Consider the following 20,767-nt stretch of genomic DNA (forward strand, 5'->3'; position numbering starts at 1 on the left):
CGACTGAACCGTACAACGGACCGACCGCTGGTTGTCAACCGAACGACCAGGCGGTCCAGTGGAGTGGTCCATGAGTGAGGGAGGGCGATCGGATGACCGAGACCCAGGCGGCCCTGCGGGCGCTCGCAAGCAACGTCAGAGCGGCCCGCACGCGCGCCGGGTTGTCCCTGGACGAGCTCGGGCGGCGGGCCAAAGTGAGCAAGGGGGCGCTCGTTGCGCTGGAGAAGGCCCAGGGCAATCCGAACTTCGCGACCCTGGTCCGCCTTGCCGACACCCTCGGAGTGTCCGTGTCCGCTCTGATGGAGGGGCGGCCCGAGGGGCGTGTGCGTGTTGTTTCCGCCGACATGGTGATGCCGCTGTGGACCGGCGAGCAGGGCAGTGAGGCCCGGCTCATGCTGACCACCTCAGGCCCGGCCCCGACGGAGGTCTGGCGCTGGAAACTCCAACCCGGTGAGGAGTACCCCAGCCACCCCCACCAAGCCGGGGTCGTCGAAACCGTCAGCGTCACCGAAGGCCGGATGATCCTGATCGTCGACGGCACCGAGCACCCGGTCGGTGCCGGCCAGACGGCCACCTTCGACGGTGACGCCCCCCACACCTATCGGGGTACCGGCGCAGGCACCTGCCACCTGATCATGACCGTCCACCTGCCCCCCGGCCCCACCTCGGCGGGCTGAACCGAATCCCAGCACCGCGCCGTCTATGGCGCCGAAGTGCGCGCGGTGCTGAGAATGCGGTGTGGGCATTGAGAACCCACGGCTGTCCCAGGGAAGGTGGTTCGCCGGGGGCGGACAGGAAAGATCTCGGAATGGCCGGCCGGCGCGGGCAGGGGCATGTCAGCGTAGACGGCCTTCCCCGTAAATTCCCAGGTCAGGGAGATGAACGCCTATGGCGAGGGCTTCCGGGGCTCAACCTCCCCGTGTGAGGCCGAATCCCTGAGCCCGCCTCAGGGTCCCTGCCGGACATGGAAGTTCTTCGCCTCGCGCGGCCCAAGTGGGGCGCCGCCCCATAGGCCGGTCTCGAATGTAAGGCCGCGGGGTATCCGGAGTTGACCGTACGGTTGCGGGCGGCACCGGCCCGCTCGGCGACTGTGTCGTCCGGTGTGTCCGTCAGGGTGTTCCTGTCACTTGTTCACCGAAAGTACGTCCCGCTGTATGAGAGACCCGGCGCGGCAAGGCCCTGGGACGGCGAGGGAGTCCGCCGAGATCAGGCTTCTCTCGGCGAACAGGGCTGGTGAAGGGCTGACTCAACGGAAAGTGGCCGAGACGACAAGAAAGGCCCTGGTCTCTGACCAGGGCCTTCATTAAAGAGCGGGTGACGAGAATCGAACTCGCGCTCTGAGCTTGGGAAGCTCATGTTCTACCATTAAACTACACCCGCTTGGCGAGCCCGTGATCGGCTTCGCATCGTCGGACACTCTACCCCATCCCCCGCCCCGGGCGCCCGTCGCCTCGTGGGTTCGGTTGCTGTGGGTGGGGGGCGGGGGCGGGAGTTGAGGCGTAGGGTCGGGGGCGGAGTGCCGCTTCTTGTGGTGTCCTGATCATCCCCTAGTGTGGGCGTTCGTCCGCGTTTGTTGGGGAAAGGACCTGATGGGCTTGATGGAACGCACCGTCGTCCGCTGTGCCGAAGGGCACGTGTTCAGTACTGCGACATTCCCGATGCAGCAGCTCGACACCGGGCGGATCGGGCCCGGGCGGCTCATTCGGTGCCCGCGTTGTGCGCGGTTGCGGCATGCCGTGCCGGTGGAGACGGTGAACAGGGTGGATCAGCGCTGATTCCTGGCGGGTGAGGCGCGTGGGGCTGCCCGATTGGGGTGGGCTCGCGCGCCTTGCGTATCCTCGGGGCGTGCTTCTCTCAGACAAGGACATCCGGGCCGAGCTCGACTCCGGCCGCGTACGCCTCGACCCGTACGACGAGACGATGGTGCAGCCCTCCAGCATCGATGTACGGCTCGACCGGTTCTTCCGGGTGTTCGAGAACCACCGTTATCCGCACATCGATCCCGCCGTCGAGCAGGCCGATCTGACGCGTACGGTCGAGCCCGAAGGCGACGAGCCGTTCATCCTGCACCCCGGTGAGTTCGTGCTCGCGTCGACGTACGAGGTCATCTCGCTGCCCGACGACATCGCCTCCCGGCTGGAGGGCAAGTCCAGCCTCGGGCGGCTCGGGCTGGTGACGCACTCCACCGCCGGGTTCATCGACCCCGGGTTCTCCGGGCACGTCACCCTCGAACTGTCGAACATGGCGACCATGCCGATCAAGCTCTGGCCCGGGATGAAGATCGGGCAGCTCTGTCTGTTCCGGCTCAGTTCGCCGGCCGAGTTCCCCTACGGGTCCGAGCGGTACGGGTCGCGGTATCAGGGGCAGCGGGGGCCGACCGCCTCGCGTTCGTATCTCAACTTCCACCGGACGCAGGTGTGACGCGGCCATGACCGAGCGCCGGGAGAACCTGTCGTACGAGAAGTTCGGCCGCGCCGTGCGCGAGCTGGCGCAGAGTGTCGCGGACGACGGCTACGAGCCGGATGTCGTGCTGAGCATCGCGCGCGGTGGTGTCTTCGTCGCCGGCGGGCTCGCCTATGCCCTGGACTGCAAAAACATCCACCTGGTCAACGTCGAGTTCTACACCGGTGTGGGGACCACGCTCGCGATGCCCGTCATGCTCGCGCCCGTCCCCAACGTCGTCGACTTCTCCCGCAAGAAGGTCCTGATCGCGGACGACGTCGCCGACACCGGCAAGACGCTGAAGCTCGTCCACGACTTCTGTGTCGGCCATGTCGCCGAGGTGCGCAGCGCCGTCATATACGAGAAGTCGCAGTCGCTCGTGAAGTGCGAGTACGTCTGGAAGCGCACCGAGGACTGGATCAACTTTCCGTGGAGTGTCGAGCCGCCCGTCGTGCGTCGGTGAGAGAAGGGCAGGGGCCCGGCCCCTGCCCTTCTTCCTACAGCGTGCCCAGTTTCAGGAGCGACAGCAGGCCGATGAGCTGGATCGCCGACGCGCCCAGGGCCTTCGGCCACGGCAGGTCGTGCGACTTGCTCACCATCACCGTGAAGAGCGCGCCCGCCGCGACCCACGTCGCCCAGCCGATGATCTGCACCAGTGAGTTCTCGCCGCCCAGGAAGAGCGCGAAGAGCAGGCGCGGGGCGTCCGTGATGGACATGATCAGCATGGAGAGGCCCACGGTCGGCTGCCAGGCGCCGTCGCCGCCGAGCTGGCGGGCGAGCGTGTGGGTGACCGCGCCCAGGATCAGACCGCCGATCACGAAGGCGACCGCCGTCGTGAGGACGTATGGGATGGCCGTGGTGAGGGTCGCGTTGATCGCTTCCTCGCGGGCCGTGTCGAAGCCGAACAGCGCCAGCAGGCCGTAGAGGAACGTGACGATCAGGGCCGGGCCCCAGATCGGGAGGTCGCGCATCTGGAGGAACGTCTGCGCCGGGCGCAGGACGATGCCGCTCAGCAGTTCCTTCCAGCGCAGCCGGGGGCCGGTCGGGGCCGGGGCCGCGCCGGACTGGTACGTGGCGCCGTCGCCGTAGCGCTCCTCGTCGACGCGGAACGCCTGGGTGTGCCCCGGGTTGTTCGCGTACGGGTCGCCGTGCTGCCGCTGCGGAGCGCCGCCGTACCCCTGCTGCCCGTACGGGTCGCCGAAGTACTCGGGTTCGCCCTGCCCGCCGCCGCCTCCGTACGGCGCGCCGCCCCCTTGCTGTCCACCGCCCGCGGGGGGCCACTGCTGCCGGCCGTACGACGGCGCGCCCTGCTGACCGCCCCCGTATGCGGGGGGCGGCGCCTGCCGTCCGTACGGCGGTTGCTGCGGTTGCTGTTGCGAGGTGCGGTTGTCCCGGCCGCGTCCGATCCTGAATCCAGCCACGCAATCGAACGTACCCGCTCCCGACGGGCGCGGTGACGGAGGGAGGGGAACAGGGGGGCCTTTGCGGCCGAGCTGTGACATCCCTTAGGGGAACCCTGGGGGGATCTCCCCAGTAATCGGCTCGGGGACGTCAAGCCGGCCCCAGTCGGCGTCAGTCGGCGTCAGTCCAGGAAGACCGCGGTGCTGAAGGTGAGCAGGGGGTGGGGGCGGAAGGCCGGCGCCTTGGGACCGGACGTCTTGGGATCGGACGCCTTGGGATCGGACGCGTACGTCGCTATCAGGTCCGTGCTCTCCGCCCGGTGCGTCCTCGTCACCAGGTAACCGTCCGCCACGCGCAGGATCTCCGTCGTCGCCTTGCCGTCCGGTACGCCGGGGAGCCGCGGCGCCGGGGGCTTGCGTACCGCGGTGAAGGTGTACGTCGCGCCCGGCAGCTCGGGGCCGTTCGGACCGCCCAGCAGCAGCGTTCCGCGCGCGGCCGTGCCGGGCGCGTGGGCGCGGGGCAGGACGACGAGGTCGTCGTAACCGTCCCCGTTCACATCGCTCCTCGGTTCCGGCGCCGCCAGGACCGGGCCGCCGGCCTGGACCGGCGCGGTGGCGGCACGCGGGGCGCCGGTCCGGCGGAACGGGCCGCGCAGGAAGCTGACCTGGCCCGCGCTCGCGGTGACCGCGAGATCGACCTCGCCGTCCCCGTCGAAGTCGCCGCAGACCGGGTGGTCGGGCCACTCGTCGCCCGCGCGGGCCTTCGCCGGGATCCGGAGGACGACCGCGCGGCCGGCGGGCCCGCCCGGGCCGCCGAACAGGATCTGGAGCGGTACGGGTGGCATCCCGATGCCGTTGTACGGCGGGTCCGTGGCGATGATCAGGTCGCCGAAGCCGTCGCCGTCGAGGTCGCACGCCGCCTCGGCGTCGAACGCCGCAGGCAGCACCCCGTCCACCCGCGCGCCCCGCTCCCGCGGGTCGAGCGTCTGGCGTACGGCCGGGTCGAAGCGGCGGGCCGCGCCGCTCCCGGCCGCCGTGCCGTACACGATGCCGATGCCCGCGTCGTCCCCGTACGTGTCGCCCGCCGCCTTGACCAGGTCGTTCAGTACGAGGTCGGGGTGGCCGTCGCCGTTGAGGTCGTCCGGGAGGCGGCTGCCCCTGCCGCGCGGGACGGCGCGGCGTGGGACGGGCGAGGTGCCGGCGCCCGGGGCGTCGGTGTACGGAGCGGTGTCGCCGTTCTTCGCCTCCGTCGAGCCGCCGGACGACGAGGAGGCGGCGTTGTCGGTGTCGGTGCAGGACGTCAGCGGTAGCAGCAGGGCCGCGCAGGTGGAGAGGATGATCGCCGTCCTCGCCGCCGTCCTCCGTATCCGTCGTGTTCTCCGTGCCCGTCGTATCCGCATGTCCCCACCCGCCCCATCCGTACTCACCGGCCCCCGACGCACCGCCTTATTGTGCGCGTGGCGGAGGGCCGTGCCCAGGCCGGGCGGGGGCTCAGTGACCGAAGTCCCAGCCGGAGTTGTCGCCCGGCGCTGTCGTCAGGCCGAGATCCGTCGGATCGATGCGCCGCGGCCATCCACCGGGCCCGGAATCAGACCCGGACCCGGACCCGGTGCCGGTCAGTCCGTTCGGGCCGCCGTGCAGGACCCGTACCCCTCCGTCCCCGGCCGTCGCGCCGATCGCCAGCTCCGCCGCCCCGTCGCCGTCCATGTCCAGCAGCGCGAGCCGGGGCGCCCCGGTGAGGCCCGCGATGTGCTGGGCGCCCGTTCCGGTCAGGCCCTTCTTGCCACCGCGCAGGACGAGGACCACGGCCGAGTCGTCCTCCGTCGGGGCGGTGAAGGCCACGTCGGCGTACCCGTCGCCGTTCACATCGCCCGCCGTGGGCGCGGACCCGAAGCCACAGCCGGTGGAGACGGGCGCACCGGGCAGCCCCGGCGTCCGGTCGTCGATCGTCGTCGGCTTCAGGGTGGGGCCACGGCCCGCCGGGCCGCCGTACACGACCGTCAGCCGGCTGCCGTCGTCCGCGAGCTGCTCCTCGCCGATGATCTCGCAGGAGGGGCCGACGATCACGTCCGCGGCGCCGTCCTTGTCGACGTCGGCGGTGAGCGTGCCCGCGCCGTAGATGTCCCTGCCTCGTGTGTCCTTGAGGCGCTTGTACGCGGCGGACACGCCCCCGGCGCCCCCGGCGTCCCCGGCGTCCCGGGCGGTCCCGTGGTGGACGGCGGTGGCGCGCGGGACGGGCATCTCGTCCGCGAAGACATGGGTCCAGGTGACGACGAGGTCGTCCCGGCCGTCGCCGTTCACATCGCCCGCCGCGGCGAGGCGGGCCGTGTAGTACGGGCCGGAGCCGGCGTCGGACGTGGGGTCCGGGCCCGGGTCCTTCGGCGTCAGGTCCAGCGGCACCGTGGCCGCGGGCACGCCCGCCCGGCTGAACGGGCCGTACGACAGCGTCGCCGTGGACGGCGACTGCCCGGCGGTGACGAGGTCGGCGTACCCGTCCCCGTCGAAGTCGCCGGTCACCGGCGCGCTGCCGGAGAGCCGGGCGCCGCCCTTGGCCCCGCCCCCGAGGCCGCCCTTGCCTCCCCGGACGACGAAGACGGTGTCGCGGCCCGCCGCGGTGATCAGGTCGGCGTACCCGTCCGCGTCGAGGTCGGCCGAGCGGACGGGGCCGCCGAAGTTGCCGCCCTGGCCCGCCTTCCCGAGGTTCAGGCTGTTCTGGGTGATCACCCGGTGGCGGCCAGGATCCGGGCCGTCCGGTGAGCCGGGCACCACGGTCACGAGTCCGGCGGAGTAGAGGCCGTCGACCGTCGCGGTGGGGTCGGCCAGGACGAGGTCGCCGGTCTGGTCGCCGTCGAAGTCGGAGTACGCGGCGGGCTCGGACGGCGGGGGAGGAGGGGGCGAGGAAGGAGACGGAGGGGGCGCGGCCGATGTGCGGGACGGCGCGCCGGTCGGCGGTTCGGACGGCCCGCCGTCCGGTGGTGCGCCCGTGCCCCCGCACGACGTCGCCAGGCCCGTCAGACAGATGAGGCCGATCAGAGGGGCCACGGGAGCAAGGGCGCGCCTCCCGGCCACCGGACGTTTCCGCATGGCCAGTTGGACCCGCCCCGCCCCCGGATGGTTGCGCCCGCGCGCCCGGCCGGTTGTGCCCGCCCCGAGTCCCCGAGCCCTCCCCCGCGCTCGGGGCGGGGGAGGGCGACGGTCGAGGTCCTACTTCGCCGGTTCGGGCTCCGGGTCCGGCGCGTTCTCGTGCTCCTCCGCAGGCTCCGGGTCACCAGGCGCCCGTACGGAGTCGAGCAGCAACTGCGCGACGTCGACCACCTGGAGGGACTCCTTGGCCTGGCCGTCGTTCTTCTTGCCGTTGACGGAGTCCGTCAGCATCACCAGGCAGAACGGGCAGGCCGTCGAGACGATGTCCGGGTTCAGCGAAAGGGCCTCGTCCACGCGCTCGTTGTTGACGCGCTTGCCGATCCGCTCCTCCATCCACATCCGCGCGCCGCCCGCGCCGCAGCAGAAGCCGCGCTCCTTGTGACGGTGCATCTCCTGCTGACGCAGGCCGGGGACGGCCGACATGATCTCGCGCGGCGGCGTGTAGACCTTGTTGTGCCGGCCCAGGTAGCAGGGGTCGTGGTACGTGATCAGGCCCTCGACCGGTGTCACCGGCACCAGCCTGCCCTCGTCCACGAGGTGCTGGAGCAACTGGGTGTGGTGGATGACCTCGTACTCGCCGCCGAGCTGCGGGTACTCGTTCGCGATGGTGTTGAAGCAGTGCGGGCAGGTCGCGACGATCTTCTTCGACGCCTTCGGCTTCTTCGTCGAGGCGTCCACGTTGCCGTCCTCGTCGAAGGACTCCCCGTACGCCATGTTCAGCATCGCCACGTTCTCCTGGCCGAGCTGCTGGAACAGCGGCTCGTTGCCGAGGCGGCGGGCCGAGTCGCCCGTGCACTTCTCGTCGCCGCCCATGATGGCGAACTTGACGCCCGCGATGTGCAGTAGTTCCGCGAACGCCTTCGTGGTCTTCTTTGCGCGGTCCTCCAGGGCGCCCGCGCAGCCGACCCAGTAGAGGTAGTCGACCTCGGAGAGGTCTTCGACGTCCTTACCGACGACCGGAACCTCGAAGTCGACCTCCTTCGTCCACTCCAGGCGCTGCTTCTTGGCCAGCCCCCAGGGGTTGCCCTTCTTCTCCAGGTTCTTGAGCATCGTCCCGGCCTCGCTCGGGAAGGCGCTCTCGATCATCACCTGGTAGCGGCGCATGTCGACGATGTGGTCGATGTGCTCGATGTCGACCGGGCACTGCTCCACGCACGCACCGCAGGTGGTGCAGGACCACAGCACGTCCGGGTCGATGACGCCGTTCTCCTCCAGCGTCCCGATCAGCGGGCGTTCGGCCTCCGCGAGGGCGGCCGCAGGCACGTCCTTCAGGGCCTCGGCCGACGCCTTCTCCTCGCCCTCCACGGTCTTGCCGCCGCCCGCCAGCAGATACGGCGCCTTGGCGTGCGCGTGGTCGCGCAGCGACATGATCAGCAGCTTGGGGGAGAGCGGCTTGCCGGTGTTCCAGGCGGGGCACTGCGACTGGCAGCGCCCGCACTCCGTACACGTCGAGAAGTCGAGGATGCCCTTCCAACTGAACTGCTCGACCTGGCTGACCCCGAACACCGCGTCCTCGGCCGGGTCCTCCCAGTCGATCTTCTCGCCGCCGCTGGTCATCGGCGGCAGCGCGCCGAGCGCCGTGGAGCCGTCCGCCTCGCGCTTGAACCAGATGTTGGGGAAGGCGAGGAAGCGGTGCCAGGCGACGCCCATGTTGGTGTTGAGCCCGACGGTGATCGCCCAGGCCATGGTCGTACCGAGCTTGATCATGGCGGCGAGGTACACCAGGTTCTGCAGGGTGGCGAGGCTCAGTCCGCCGAACGCGGCGACCAGGGGGTACGAGACGAAGTACGCGGCCTCGTAGCGGCCGACGCCGTGGATCGCGCCCTCCAGGCCGCGCAGCGTGAGGATCGCGAGGCCGATCACCAGGATCACGTACTCGACGAAGTACGCCTGGCCCAGCTTGGAGCCGGTGAAGCGCGACTTGCGGCCCGCGCGCGAGGGCAGGCTGGCCAGCCGGACGCCCATCAGGACGAGGATGCCGACCGTCGTCGCCAGGGCGATGAACTCGGTGTACATCTCGTACGGCAGCCAGCCGCCCAGCACCGGGAGGACGAAGTCCGCCTGGAAGAGCTGGCAGTACGCGGTGATGATCGTCAGCCCGAGCGTGAGGAAGCCGACCGCGACGAACCAGTGGGCGACGCCGACCACCCCCCACCGGTTCATCCGGGTGTGGCCGACGAACTCCTTGGCCAGGGTGAGGCTGCGCTGCTTCGGGTCGCCGGTGCGGCTCCCCTCGGGCACCGGTTGGCCGAGTCGGACGAACCGGTAGATCTGCGCGACGGCGCGGCCGATGAGCGCGACGCCGACCACGGTCAGGACCAGCGACACGATGATCGCGGCGAGTTGCATTCGGGGGCTCCTCGGGCCTGCGAGGGTGGGTGAATCAGCACTCATACTGATCGTACTAAGCGGTAACTTAATCAGCTCGTGCTGAGGGTACCCACTTATTCCGTCGCAATGTAGCCGTGGGACCGGTGATCTGTGTCGCTGAGGGCACCCTGACCGCAGGAAGGAGCGCGCCGGGCGTACGGGCGAGGATCGCCAGGTCGAGACCGAGCCAGTGGTGCTCCACGTAGTGCTGGTCGAGCAGGGGTGCCTCGTCCCACGGCAGCGCCGAACGGCGCCGTACCTGAGCGAGTCCGGTCAGCCCCGGCCGTACGAGCTGCCGCCAGGGCGCCGCCGCGGCGGGGGAGCCGAACTTCAGGGGCGCGGGCCCGACCAGCGAGAGGTCGCCGCGTACGACATGGGGCAGCCGGGAGAGCAGGTCGAGGCGGAAGCGGCGGGTGCGCAGGGAACTCAGGAGGAAGGGGTTTCCGTTGAGCCCGGTGCGGTAGTCGCGTACGAGGACGCCGTCGGCCGGACGGGTGAGCGCGACGGCGAGAGCGGCGCCGGCGAGGACGGGCGAGGCCAGCACCAGCAGGGCCGAACCGAGGATCAGGTCCAGCAGCCGCTTGGGGTCGGGCACCCGCTCGGGGTCGAGCAGCCGCTTGGGTTCCAGGTGTGGGGAGATCCGGGATGCGTGTCGCTTCATGGCCACATCTGACCGTTCTCTGAGCGATATATGGCTTTTGCTGGGGAACGATCGCATGCTGGAGCGGTACGGGTCAGGTAGGCGCCCCGAGAGGGCTGCCGGGGAGCCGCCGGGAAAGCCGCCGGTCCGAGGCCCGCGAAACCTCCAGTGGAGGCCCAGGCGCACAATAATTGAGCCTCCTCGGCTCAGGTCCTTTGACTCCGCAGGGTCTGTCATGCATCCTTGAGCCTGTTCCACTCAAGTCACCTGGAGGAATCGAAATGGCACGTGCGGTCGGCATCGACCTGGGCACGACTAACTCCGTCGTCAGCGTTCTCGAAGGCGGCGAGCCCACCGTCATCACCAACGCAGAGGGCGCCAGGACCACGCCGTCCGTCGTCGCCTTCGCCAAGAACGGCGAGGTGCTCGTCGGCGAGGTCGCGAAGCGCCAGGCGGTCACGAACGTCGACAGGACCATCCGGTCGGTCAAGCGCCACATGGGCACCGACTGGAAGATCAACCTGGACGGCAAGGACTTCAACCCGCAGCAGATGTCGGCCTTCGTGCTGCAGAAGCTGAAGCGGGACGCCGAGGCGTACCTGGGCGAGAAGGTCACCGACGCGGTGATCACCGTCCCGGCGTACTTCAACGACTCGGAGCGCCAGGCGACCAAGGAGGCCGGCGAGATCGCGGGCCTGAACGTCCTGCGTATCGTCAACGAGCCGACGGCCGCCGCGCTGGCCTACGGCCTCGACAAGGACGACCAGACGATCCTGGTCTTCGACCTCGGTGGCGGTACGTTCGACGTCTCGCTGCTGGAGATCGGTGACGGCGTCGTCGAGGTGAAGGCCACCAACGGTGACAACCACCTCGGTGGTGACGACTGGGACCAGCGCCTCGTCGACTTCCTGGTGAAGCAGTTCGCCAACGGTCACGGCGTGGACCTGGCCAAGGACAAGATGGCTCTCCAGCGTCTCCGTGAGGCCGCGGAGAAGGCGAAGATCGAGCTGTCGTCCTCCACCGAGACCACGATCAACCTGCCGTACATCACGGCGTCCGCCGAGGGCCCGCTGCACCTGGACGAGAAGGTCACGCGCTCCCAGTTCCAGCAGCTCACGGCCGACCTGCTGGACCGGTGCAAGACCCCGTTCCACAACGTCATCAAGGACGCGGGCATCCAGCTCTCCGAGATCGACCACGTGGTGCTCGTCGGTGGTTCGACGCGTATGCCCGCCGTGGCCGAGCTCGTCAAGGAGCTGACCGGTGGCCGCGAGGCCAACAAGGGCGTCAACCCGGACGAGGTCGTCGCCATCGGCGCCGTGCTCCAGGCCGGTGTCCTGAAGGGTGAGGTCAAGGACGTCCTGCTCCTCGACGTCACCCCGCTGTCCCTGGGTATCGAGACCAAGGGCGGCATCATGACCAAGCTCATCGAGCGGAACACGACGATTCCGACGAAGCGCTCGGAGATCTTCACGACGGCCGAGGACAACCAGCCGTCCGTGCAGATCCAGGTCTACCAGGGCGAGCGCGAGATCGCCGCGTACAACAAGAAGCTCGGTATGTTCGAGCTGACCGGTCTGCCGCCCGCGCCGCGCGGTGTGCCGCAGATCGAGGTCGCCTTCGACATCGACGCCAACGGCATCATGCACGTGGCCGCGAAGGACCTCGGCACCGGCAAGGAGCAGAAGATGACCGTCACCGGTGGCTCCTCGCTGCCGAAGGACGAGGTCAACCGGATGCGCGAAGAGGCCGAGCAGTACGCGGACGAGGACCACCGCCGCCGCGAGGCCGCGGAGACCCGCAACCAGGCCGAGCAGCTCGTCTACCAGACGGAGAAGTTCCTCAAGGACAACGAGGAGAAGGTTCCCGGCGAGATCAAGACCGAGGTCGAGGCTTCGATCGCCGATCTCAAGGAGAAGCTGAAGGGCGAGGACACCGCCGAGATCCGTACCGCCACGGAGAAGGTCGCGGCCGTCTCGCAGAAGCTCGGACAGGCGATGTACGCGGACGCCCAGGCGTCCGGCGCCGCCGGTCCCGAGGGTGCGGCCGGCGAAGGCCAGGCCAAGCCCGAGGACGACGTCGTGGACGCCGAGATCGTCGACGACGAGAAGCCCAGGAAGGACGGTGCGGCGTGACCGAGGAGACCCCGGGCTTCGAGGAGAAGCCCGATGTCCCCTCCGGCGCCGACGACGCCACGCCGAAGGCCGCCGAGCCGGACTCCCCTCAGGAGTCCGGGCCGGCGGCCCCCGCCGGGGACATCCAGGACGCTGCTCTGCTGGCCCAGCTCGACCAGGTCCGTACCGCGCTCGGTGAGCGCACCGCGGACCTCCAGCGGCTCCAGGCCGAGTACCAGAACTACCGCAGGCGTGTGGAGCGGGACCGTGTCTCCGTCAAGGAGATCGCGGTCGCGAACCTGCTGACCGAACTGCTGCCCGTGCTCGACGACATCGGCCGGGCGCGCGACCACGACGAGCTGGTCGGCGGCTTCAAGTCCGTCGCCGAGTCGCTCGAAGCGGTCACGGTCAAGCTGGGGCTCCAGCCGTTCGGTACGGAGGGCGAGCCCTTCGACCCGACGATCCACGAGGCCCTGATGCACTCGTACGCGCCGGACGTCACGGAGACGACGTGCGTCGCGATCCTCCAGCCCGGGTATCGGTTCGGGGAACGGACGATCAGGCCCGCGCGGGTCGCGGTGGCCGAGCCACAGCCGGGCGGCAAGACCAAGTCCGCGGAGGAGCAGGCGGATTCGGCCGATGACAGGGAGAACGGTGGCCCCGACGAGGGCTGACGGAGCAGACACACCGGAGACGGCCGGCGCGCGACGCGCCGGCCGTGTGCCGGACACAGATGACGCGGTGACCGGCGGTGCCGGTGCGGGCGGAGAGGAGGGACGTCGAGGATGAGCACGAAGGACTTCGTGGAGAAGGACTACTACAAGGTTCTCGGCGTTCCCAAGGACGCCACCGAGGCCGAGATCAAGAAGGCGTACCGGAAGCTCGCCCGCGAGTTCCACCCGGACGCCAACAAGGGCGACGCCAAGGCGGAGGAGCGCTTCAAGGAGATCTCCGAGGCGAACGACGTCCTCGGTGACCCCAAGCGGCGCAAGGAGTACGACGAGGCGCGCTCGCTCTTCGGCAACGGCGGATTCCGGCCGGGTCCCGGCGCGGGCGGCAACGGCTCGTTCAACTTCGACCTCGGCGACCTCTTCGGCGGCGGCCAGGGCGGCCCGCAGGGCGGCCCCGCGGGCGCCGGCGGGGCCGGCGGCTTCGGCGGCGGGCTCGGGGACGTCTTCGGCGGGCTGTTCAACCGCGGCGGCCCCGGCACCCGTACGCAGCCGCGCCGCGGCCAGGACATCGACACCGAGGTGACGCTCAGCTTCACGGAGGCCGTCGACGGGGCCACGGTCCCGCTGCGGATGTCCAGCCAGGCGCCCTGCAAGGCGTGTTCGGGCACCGGCGACAAGAACGGCTCGCCGCGGGTCTGCCCGACCTGTGTGGGCACCGGACAGGTGTCGCGCGGCTCGGGCGGCGGCTTCTCGCTGACCGACCCGTGTGTGGACTGCAAGGGCCGCGGGCTGATCGCCCAGGACCCGTGCGAGGTGTGCAAGGGCAGCGGGCGTGCCAGGTCCTCGCGGACCATGCAGGTCCGGATCCCGGCGGGCGTCAGCGACGGCCAGCGGATCAGGCTGCGCGGCAAGGGCGCTCCCGGCGAGCGCGGCGGCCCCGGCGGCGACCTGTACGTCGTCGTCCATGTCGACGCGCACCCGGTCTTCGGCCGCAAGGACGACAACCTCACCATCACCGTGCCCGTCACCTTCACGGAGGCGGCGCTCGGCGGCGAGGTGCGGGTACCCACGCTGGGCGGTCCGCCGGTCACGCTGAAACTGCCCGCGGGCACCCCCAACGGCCGTACGATGCGGGCCCGTGGCAAGGGCGCCGTACGCAAGGACGGCAGCCGCGGCGACCTGCTGGTCACCGTCGAGGTGGTCGTGCCCAAGGACCTCGGCGGCGAGGCGCGCGACGCGCTGGAGGCATACCGGAAGGCGACCGCGGACGAGAACCCGCGGGCGGAGCTGTTCCAGGCGGCGAAGGGAGCATGACCCGATGGACAGGGACGGGCGGCGGCGGCCGTCCTCATCGTTCGGCAGGGCGTACACGCTGACCGAGGAGACGCCGGTGTACGTCATCTCGGTGGCGGCCCAGCTCTCCGGGCTGCACCCGCAGACCCTCCGGCAGTACGACCGTCTCGGTCTGGTCTCCCCGGACCGTACGGCGGGGCGAGGGCGCCGCTACTCGGCCCGTGACATCGAACTGCTCCGGCAGGTGCAGCAGCTCTCGCAGGACGAGGGCATCAATCTGGCCGGAATCAAGCGCATCATCGAGCTGGAGAACCAGGTCGCCGCGCTCCAGGCCAGGGTCGCCGAGCTGTCCTCCGCGGTGGACGGCGCCGCGGCGGCGATGCGGCAGCGCGAGGCGCAGGTGCACGCCTCGTACCGCCGGGACCTGGTGCCGTACCAGGACGTGCAGCAGACGAGCGCGCTGGTGGTGTGGCGCCCGAAGCCCAAGCGCGCGACGGACTGAGCTCAGGCGCGCGACGGACTGAGCTGCAAGCGAGCGACGGACCGAGCCCAGGCGAGCGCCTGGGCTCGGTCCGTCGTCGTGTGCGGGCGCGGTCGGCCCGGTGCAGCGGTCAGCCCAGCTTGCGTTCCTCGGCGGCGGCCTCGGACCCCCACCACACCCCGAGCGAGAACAGCGTGTCCACGCCGACGACCTCGTACAGCTTGTTCAGGTCGGTGTTGACGGTCCGCAGGCTCACATCCAGCTCGCTGGCGATCTGCTTGAGGGTGCGGCCCTCGCGGAGCTTGTTGAGGATGCGCCGGGAGCGGCCCGTCGTGACGATCCCCTCCCTCGGCAGGAACCGGCCGCCCATCCAGGGTTCGGCCCGTTCCCACTGCTGGTCGAAGAGGTGGTGGAGGAAAGCCACCATGCCGGGGTGCGTCACTTTGAACGCGGTCATTCTGTTCGGCTCGTCCCGGTGGTCGGAAATGATGGCGAATCGTCTGTCCACAAGGATCATTCGCTCGAAATCGGAGGCGAGGGTACGTATCTCCGCGCCGTGCGCGCTCATGGTGGTGGCCCACTCCTGTTCCGCGGCACGGGTGCGGGCGGACTCCGAATAGATCGTGCGGCGGGCGATCCCGCGCTGGAGGAGTTTGATCTCGCGGGGGACGACCGCGGCCAGTCCTTTCGCGGTTCTGTTCACCGGATGCGCCGTATACATGTGGGATTGCGCGTAATCCGCCGCCTGCATGATGGCGGCATTGACGTGTTCGACCCGGTCGAGGAATTCGATTCCGTTACCGGTGGGCGATTCGTGTGTACGGATGTCGCGGTACAGCTCGTCGAGCTGGTGCATGCGCTGGAGGTGGCGGGCGATGCCGGCGCGCTCCTCGGCCATGGCGGTCTGCTCCGCATGGTGCAGGTCGGCCACGCCCCACCGGTCGGAGTGGGGGTCGTGCACCGCCAGTCCGAGGGCGATCAGCTCGGTGCAGCCCGGCTCGGCCCGCCCGACCTGCTCGCCCCTGACGAGCCGGCGCAGCAGGGTGTGCGCCCCCGCCGACACAGCGGGCGACGGTTCTCTGTGGGTCACCGCGTCCGGTTGTGTCATATGTCCCTCCTGCGTGGTTCCGCAGTGCTGCACGGTTCCGCAGTGCGCATCAGTGCAGTCGCGTTTCGCTTGATCCGGGCAGGCCGTGTCGGCACTCTACAGAGAGTGACCGAGACCATCGCCGAGTTCTCGCCGTGCAGGGGCGGGAGTTCGACGTCCGGTTCAGGGAATTCGGGCTGATTCGGGCCGATTCAGTGAGCGGGTTCCCTCTCTGTGTTCACGGTGGTTCTCGTTGTGGGCGGTACGGAGCGAGATAGGTCGAGGTGTTTCGAAATGCCGGGTCAGCGCTCCTGGTCGAGGATTCCCGAGTGCGCGATCAGATAGCCGAGCTGCGCCCTGCTGCCGCTGCCGAGCGTGGTGGCGAGTTTGGCGATGTGGGCACGGCAGGTCCGTACGTTCATCCCCAGTCGCCGGGCGATGGCCTCGTCCACGTACCCCTCGATGAGCAGTTTCGCGATCGACCGCTGGACGCCGGAGACGCCGTCGGGCGTCGGCTCGTACGAGACCTGCTCGGTGAGGGGCGTGGCGCGGCGCCAGAGCTGTTCGAAGACCTGGGCCAGGTAGTCGACGAGCGCCGGGTGGCGCAGTTCCAGGGCGACCGCCCGGTCGGAGCGCGCCGGGATGTACGCGACGGTGCGGTCGAAGATGATCAGTCGCTCGACCAGCTCCTCCAGCGTCCGGATCTCGACGTTCCCTTCGGCGAGCCGTTCGGCGTACGCGAGCGTGCCCTGCCCGTGCCGGACGGTGTGCTGGTACAGGGTGCGGATGCTGACCCCGCGGTCCACCACGAGCCGGCCGCGCTCCAGGCCCTGTTCGAGCGCGTCGGCGCTGCGGACACCACCTGGCTGCACGGTGAGGACCTCGGTCCTGCACGCGGCCGTGGCGAGGTCGATCGCCGCGTTGATGCGGCCCTTGCCCTCCAGGACGGTGATCGCGTGGGCGCTCGGCGGCCCCTGCGAGGCGATGGCCATGAACGGCTCGAAAGCGTCGGTGAGCGCCACCGCGAAGTGCCGCCGCTCCTGGATCTCCCGCTCGATGGGGTTGAGGCGTTGGGAGAGCGCGGCGGACGGCGGAACCGGTCGCAGCCAGTCCGGATCGTCCGGGTCCGGATGCAGGAGTGGGAACTCCATGAGACACGGGGCGGCGATGATCTCGCTCCGGGCGAGGCGCCCCGAGCGCAGTGCGCTGGCGTAAAGCCGCCTGCCGTCTTCACATAGATCAGTGACGGCATGGGGATGTGTCGGTTTTGTGATGCTTTCGGTCAAATCTCCACCCCTCAGGGTCCTGAACATGCAGGAACATGATGCCTCGTCCCGGTGGTGTTGACGTGTCCGAATGAGACATCGTCTAGATGGCGGGGGAGAGGAATCCATCAAGTGAGGACGAAGCCGACTATGTATAAGAGAATGCTTCGCGCGGTGGTTGCCACTGCTTTCTCTGCGGCTCTGGCCTACGGTGTGCTGGGTGTTGCCGGGGAGATCTCCTGGACCAGCGCGCCGGCCGGTTCGGCCGGCCAGACCACCGCGGTGGGGGAGATCTCCTGGACCAGCACTCCGGCCGGAACCGTCGTCCAGGCCGCGGACGCCGGGGAGATGAGCACGGAAGAGATCTCGTGGACGGTGGCTCCGAAGGCCGCTTCGGGTGACGCCGGCGACATCGAGTGGGGCACTACCCCGGCCGGCATCACGGCATGACCGTCCCGCCGGACGATCGGGTCTTCCGGCGTGAGATGGCCACGGCGTACCGATCGGGGTGGCACTTCATCGATCTGGTCACGGCCATTCCCCACCGAGGAGACTCGCTGATGGTCACTCTCTTCGGAGAGCCGATCGTCGTCGTGCGTGAGGAGGACGAGGACGTACGTGCCTACCGCTGCCTCCGCAGGCCGCGCGGGGCTCCACGCCCGGTCCGCTGTGCCATCCGCTACGACATGATCTTCGTCAACCTCGACCAGCGTGACCACCAGCTCGTCGGATCACCACAAACCACCCTCGCCACCCCCCGCAGTGCCTGAACGATTCCCCCGTCGTTTCAAATCGTTCAGGCGCTTCCCCCACACAACGGCGCCATCGTGGACCTGAAACACGATGGCGCCGTTGTGCTGCCCGGATTCTTCCCGGGCCCTTCCTGACTGCTCCTGGCCCTTCCTGATCCTTCCTGGCCCTTCCCGGCCCTTCCTGGCCCGGCGTGCGGACACCCGTGCGCCGGGCCATTGGTGTGTACCAGTGGTGCGCGCGCCGGAACGCGAGAAAAATCAGGTGAGCGGGGTCGGAATTTTCCGGGCGCCACTCAGCCGAGTCAGCCTTGAGTGGAATAGACTCAACTTTGCGTAGGTTCTTGCTGTCAGGGATGCGGCGGCCCGGATGAGACCGGAGTGCCGTTTTCCCGTACCCGTAAGGGATCACGCAAGGGATCGCGTGAGGATCACGTAAGGGATCCCGCAAGAGCCCGCGCAGAACTCGTGCAAGGAGGAGAGGGCCCACGTGGACGCCGAGCTGACCAACAAGAGCCGGGATGCGATCAACGCCGCCACCCATCGGGCGGTGGAGGCGGGACATCCCGATCTGACCCCCGCGCATCTGCTGCTCGCGCTGCTGGAGGGCCAGGACAACGAGAACGTCACCGACCTGCTGGCCGCCGTCGAGGCCGACCAGGCGGCCGTACGGGCGGCCACCGAGCGGCTGCTCGCCGCCCAGCCCAGCGTCACCGGGTCGACCGTCGCGCCCCCGCAGCCCAACCGCGACCTGCTCGCCGTCATCGCGGACGCGGGCCGCCGGGCGAAGGAGCTGGGCGACGACTTCCTCTCCACCGAGCACCTGCTCATCGGCATCGCGGCCAAGGGCGGCCCGGCGGGGGAGATACTGGCCCGGCAGGGGGCGGCGGCTGACCGGCTCCTGGACGCGTTCGAAAAGGCAAGGGGAGGGCGCCGGGTGACCACACCGGACCCGGAGGGCCAGTACAAGGCCCTGGAGAAGTTCGGCACCGATTTCACCGCGGCGGCCCGCGACGGCAAGCTCGACCCGGTCATCGGCCGGGACCAGGAGATCCGGCGCGTGGTGCAGGTGCTGTCGCGCCGTACGAAGAACAACCCGGTGCTGATCGGCGAACCGGGCGTCGGCAAGACCGCAGTGGTCGAGGGGCTCGCGCAGCGCATCGTCAAGGGCGATGTGCCGGAGTCCCTCAAGAACAAGCGGCTGGTCTCGCTGGACCTCGGCGCGATGGTCGCGGGCGCCAAGTACCGCGGCGAGTTCGAGGAGCGCCTCAAGACCGTCCTCTCCGAGATCAAGGAGAGCGACGGCCAGATCATCACGTTCATCGACGAGCTCCACACCGTCGTCGGCGCGGGCGCCGGCGGCGACTCCGCGATGGACGCGGGCAACATGCTCAAGCCGATGCTGGCCCGCGGCGAGCTGCGCATGGTCGGCGCGACCACCCTGGACGAGTACCGCGAGCGGATCGAGAAGGACGCCGCCCTGGAGCGCCGCTTCCAGCAGGTGCTGGTCGCCGAGCCGAGCGTCGAGGACACCATCGCGATCCTGCGCGGGCTCAAGGGCCGCTACGAGGCCCACCACAAGGTGCAGATCGCGGACGCGGCCCTGGTGGCCGCCGCCGCCCTCTCCGACCGCTACATCACCTCCCGCTTCCTCCCCGACAAGGCCATCGACCTCGTCGACGAGGCCGCGTCCCGGCTCCGTATGGAGATCGACTCCTCGCCGGTCGAGATCGACGAGCTCCAGCGCTCCGTCGACCGGCTCCGCATGGAGGAGCTGGCCCTCAAGAACGAGTCCGACCCCGCCTCCAAGCAGCGCCTGGAGAAGCTGCGCCGCGACCTCGCCGACCGCGAGGAGGAGCTGCGCGGCCTCACCGCCCGCTGGGAGAAGGAGAAGCAGGGCCTGAACCGGGTCGGTGAGCTGAAGGAACGCCTCGACGACCTGCGCGGCCAGGCCGAGCGCGCACAGCGCGACGGCGACTTCGACACCGCCTCCAAGATGCTGTACGGCGAGATCCCCAACCTGGAGCGGGAGCTGGAGGCGGCGGCCGAGGCCGAGCAGGAGGCCGCCAAGGACACGATGGTCAAGGAGGAGGTCGGCCCGGACGACATCGCCGACGTCGTCGGCTCCTGGACCGGCATCCCCGCTGGCCGCCTGCTGGAGGGCGAGACGCAGAAGCTGCTGCGTATGGAGCAGGAGCTGGGCAAGCGGCTGATCGGCCAGGGCGAGGCGGTCCAGGCCGTCTCCGACGCCGTACGCCGCACCCGCGCCGGCATCGCCGACCCGGACCGGCCCACCGGATCGTTCCTCTTCCTCGGCCCGACGGGCGTGGGCAAGACCGAACTGGCCAAGGCGCTCGCGGACTTCCTCTTCGACGACGAGCGGGCCATGGTCCGTATCGACATGAGCGAGTACGGCGAGAAGCACTCCGTGGCCCGCCTGGTGGGCGCGCCTCCCGGTTACGTCGGCTATGAGGAGGGCGGCCAGCTCACCGAGGCGGTAAGGCGGCGCCCGTACTCCGTGGTCCTCCTGGACGAGGTCGAGAAGGCCCACCCCGAGGTCTTCGACATCCTGCTCCAGGTCCTGGACGACGGCCGCCTCACCGACGGCCAGGGACGGACGGTCGACTTCCGCAACACCATCCTGATCCTGACGTCGAACCTGGGCAGCCAGTACCTGGTCGACCCGAACATCACCCCGGAACGCAAGAAGGAACAGGTCCTCCAGACCGTACGGGCCTCCTTCAAGCCCGAATTCCTCAACCGCCTGGACGACCTGGTGGTCTTCTCCGCCCTGTCCCAGGACGAGCTCGCCCACATCGCGGGCCTCCAGATCGACCGCCTCGCCAAACGCCTCGCGGAACGCCGCCTCACCCTGGAGGTCACCCCGGAGGCCCTGACCTGGCTCGCGGAAGAGGGCAACGACCCGGCCTACGGCGCCCGCCCGCTGCGCCGCCTGGTCCAGACGGCGATCGGCGACCAGCTCGCGAAGGAGATCCTGGCGGGCGACATCACGGACGGCGACACGGTCCGGGTGGACCGGGTGGGAGACGGCCTGATGGTGGGGAGGGGCGCGGCGGAGGCGCCGTCCTTGGCGAAGACGCCGTAGGGGAA

General features: G+C 69.8%; 18 protein-coding genes and 1 tRNA gene. 11 read left to right on the top strand and 8 right to left on the bottom strand.

The annotated features are described in order from the left end of the window. The first annotated feature begins 92 nt into the window (after nt 1–92). On the top strand, nt 93–677 hold the full coding sequence (locus ACIO3P_RS13670) for an XRE family transcriptional regulator (protein WP_329824223.1): 585 nt from the start codon (nt 93–95) through the stop codon (nt 675–677). A gap of 632 nt (nt 678–1,309) precedes the next feature. Here the strand turns inward: ACIO3P_RS13670 and ACIO3P_RS13675 are convergent. Further along, nucleotides 1,310–1,380: transfer RNA gene (locus tag ACIO3P_RS13675), tRNA-Gly, on the bottom strand. A gap of 209 nt (nt 1,381–1,589) precedes the next feature. Here ACIO3P_RS13675 and ACIO3P_RS13680 point away from each other — a divergent pair. From ACIO3P_RS13680 to ACIO3P_RS13690, 3 genes are all read left to right on the top strand, one after another. Further along, nucleotides 1,590–1,775 (top strand): hypothetical protein, encoded by a 186-nt coding sequence (locus tag ACIO3P_RS13680; protein WP_401978151.1) that lies wholly within the window; start codon nt 1,590–1,592, stop codon nt 1,773–1,775. Nucleotides 1,776–1,845: 70 nt separating this feature from the next. Next, nucleotides 1,846–2,421: a dCTP deaminase gene (gene dcd / locus ACIO3P_RS13685; RefSeq protein WP_329824221.1), complete on the top strand. Its 576-nt coding sequence runs from the start codon at nt 1,846–1,848 to the stop codon at nt 2,419–2,421. Between the two features lie 7 nt (nt 2,422–2,428). Beyond that, nucleotides 2,429–2,905: a phosphoribosyltransferase gene (locus ACIO3P_RS13690; RefSeq protein WP_329824220.1), complete on the top strand. Its 477-nt coding sequence runs from the start codon at nt 2,429–2,431 to the stop codon at nt 2,903–2,905. A 34-nt stretch (nt 2,906–2,939) separates the two neighbouring features. On the opposite strand, the gene ACIO3P_RS13695 is transcribed toward ACIO3P_RS13690, so the two are convergent. The 5 genes from ACIO3P_RS13695 to ACIO3P_RS13715 form a co-directional block, all read right to left on the bottom strand. Beyond that, nucleotides 2,940–3,863, bottom strand: a complete 924-nt coding sequence (locus tag ACIO3P_RS13695) for a Yip1 family protein (protein ID WP_329824219.1) — start codon at nt 3,861–3,863, stop codon at nt 2,940–2,942. A 161-nt stretch (nt 3,864–4,024) separates the two neighbouring features. After that, nucleotides 4,025–5,242, bottom strand: coding sequence for an FG-GAP repeat domain-containing protein (locus tag ACIO3P_RS13700; protein ID WP_401849323.1), 1,218 nt, complete (start codon nt 5,240–5,242; stop codon nt 4,025–4,027). 91 nt (nt 5,243–5,333) lie between these two features. Beyond that, complete coding sequence (locus ACIO3P_RS13705; RefSeq protein WP_401849324.1) at nt 5,334–6,884, bottom strand: FG-GAP and VCBS repeat-containing protein; 1,551 nt, start codon at nt 6,882–6,884, stop codon at nt 5,334–5,336. Nucleotides 6,885–7,046: 162 nt separating this feature from the next. Next, nucleotides 7,047–9,335 (bottom strand): (Fe-S)-binding protein, encoded by a 2,289-nt coding sequence (locus ACIO3P_RS13710; RefSeq protein WP_401849327.1) that lies wholly within the window; start codon nt 9,333–9,335, stop codon nt 7,047–7,049. A 67-nt stretch (nt 9,336–9,402) separates the two neighbouring features. Next, the gene (locus ACIO3P_RS13715; protein ID WP_329824215.1) at nt 9,403–10,017 is read right to left on the bottom strand and encodes a sugar transferase; all 615 of its coding nucleotides are present in this window, start codon (nt 10,015–10,017) and stop codon (nt 9,403–9,405) included. Nucleotides 10,018–10,277: 260 nt separating this feature from the next. Here ACIO3P_RS13715 and dnaK point away from each other — a divergent pair, with 260 nt between their 5' ends. The 4 genes from dnaK to ACIO3P_RS13735 all read left to right on the top strand — a co-directional run bounded on the left by dnaK (nt 10,278) and on the right by ACIO3P_RS13735 (nt 14,576). Continuing rightward, complete coding sequence (gene dnaK / locus ACIO3P_RS13720; protein ID WP_329824214.1) at nt 10,278–12,131, top strand: molecular chaperone DnaK; 1,854 nt, start codon at nt 10,278–10,280, stop codon at nt 12,129–12,131. Continuing rightward, complete coding sequence (gene grpE / locus ACIO3P_RS13725) at nt 12,128–12,784, top strand: nucleotide exchange factor GrpE (protein ID WP_329824213.1); 657 nt, start codon at nt 12,128–12,130, stop codon at nt 12,782–12,784. Before dnaK ends, grpE begins: the two co-directional genes overlap by 4 nt. A 111-nt stretch (nt 12,785–12,895) precedes the next feature. After that, nucleotides 12,896–14,095 carry a molecular chaperone DnaJ gene (gene dnaJ / locus ACIO3P_RS13730; RefSeq protein ID WP_329824212.1) on the top strand — a complete coding sequence of 400 codons (1,200 nt, stop codon included), beginning with the start codon at nt 12,896–12,898 and terminating at the stop codon, nt 14,093–14,095. A gap of 4 nt (nt 14,096–14,099) precedes the next feature. Beyond that, nucleotides 14,100–14,576 (top strand): heat shock protein transcriptional repressor HspR, encoded by a 477-nt coding sequence (locus tag ACIO3P_RS13735; RefSeq protein WP_329824211.1) that lies wholly within the window; start codon nt 14,100–14,102, stop codon nt 14,574–14,576. Between the two features lie 109 nt (nt 14,577–14,685). On the opposite strand, the gene ACIO3P_RS13740 is transcribed toward ACIO3P_RS13735, so the two are convergent. Both ACIO3P_RS13740 and ACIO3P_RS13745 read right to left on the bottom strand, forming a co-directional pair. After that, the gene (locus tag ACIO3P_RS13740) at nt 14,686–15,663 is read right to left on the bottom strand and encodes a LuxR C-terminal-related transcriptional regulator (protein WP_329824210.1); all 978 of its coding nucleotides are present in this window, start codon (nt 15,661–15,663) and stop codon (nt 14,686–14,688) included. Between the two features lie 281 nt (nt 15,664–15,944). Continuing rightward, entirely contained in the window at nt 15,945–16,955 is a 1,011-nt protein-coding gene (locus ACIO3P_RS13745) for a helix-turn-helix transcriptional regulator (RefSeq protein ID WP_329824209.1), read from the bottom strand. Nucleotides 16,956–17,081: 126 nt separating this feature from the next. Between ACIO3P_RS13745 and ACIO3P_RS13750 the strand changes: the two genes are divergently transcribed. The 3 genes from ACIO3P_RS13750 to clpB all read left to right on the top strand — a co-directional run bounded on the left by ACIO3P_RS13750 (nt 17,082) and on the right by clpB (nt 20,762). Further along, nucleotides 17,082–17,357 carry a 5'-nucleotidase gene (locus tag ACIO3P_RS13750; RefSeq protein WP_329824208.1) on the top strand — a complete coding sequence of 92 codons (276 nt, stop codon included), beginning with the start codon at nt 17,082–17,084 and terminating at the stop codon, nt 17,355–17,357. After that, the gene (locus tag ACIO3P_RS13755; RefSeq protein WP_329824207.1) at nt 17,354–17,677 is read left to right on the top strand and encodes a (2Fe-2S)-binding protein; all 324 of its coding nucleotides are present in this window, start codon (nt 17,354–17,356) and stop codon (nt 17,675–17,677) included. Before ACIO3P_RS13750 ends, ACIO3P_RS13755 begins: the two co-directional genes overlap by 4 nt. A 469-nt stretch (nt 17,678–18,146) precedes the next feature. After that, entirely contained in the window at nt 18,147–20,762 is a 2,616-nt protein-coding gene (gene clpB, locus ACIO3P_RS13760) for an ATP-dependent chaperone ClpB (protein ID WP_329824206.1), read from the top strand. Nucleotides 20,763–20,767 lie beyond the last annotated feature (5 nt).

The organism is Streptomyces sp. NPDC087310 (assembly GCF_044744405.1).
Classification (GTDB): Bacteria; Actinomycetota; Actinomycetes; order Streptomycetales; family Streptomycetaceae; genus Streptomyces.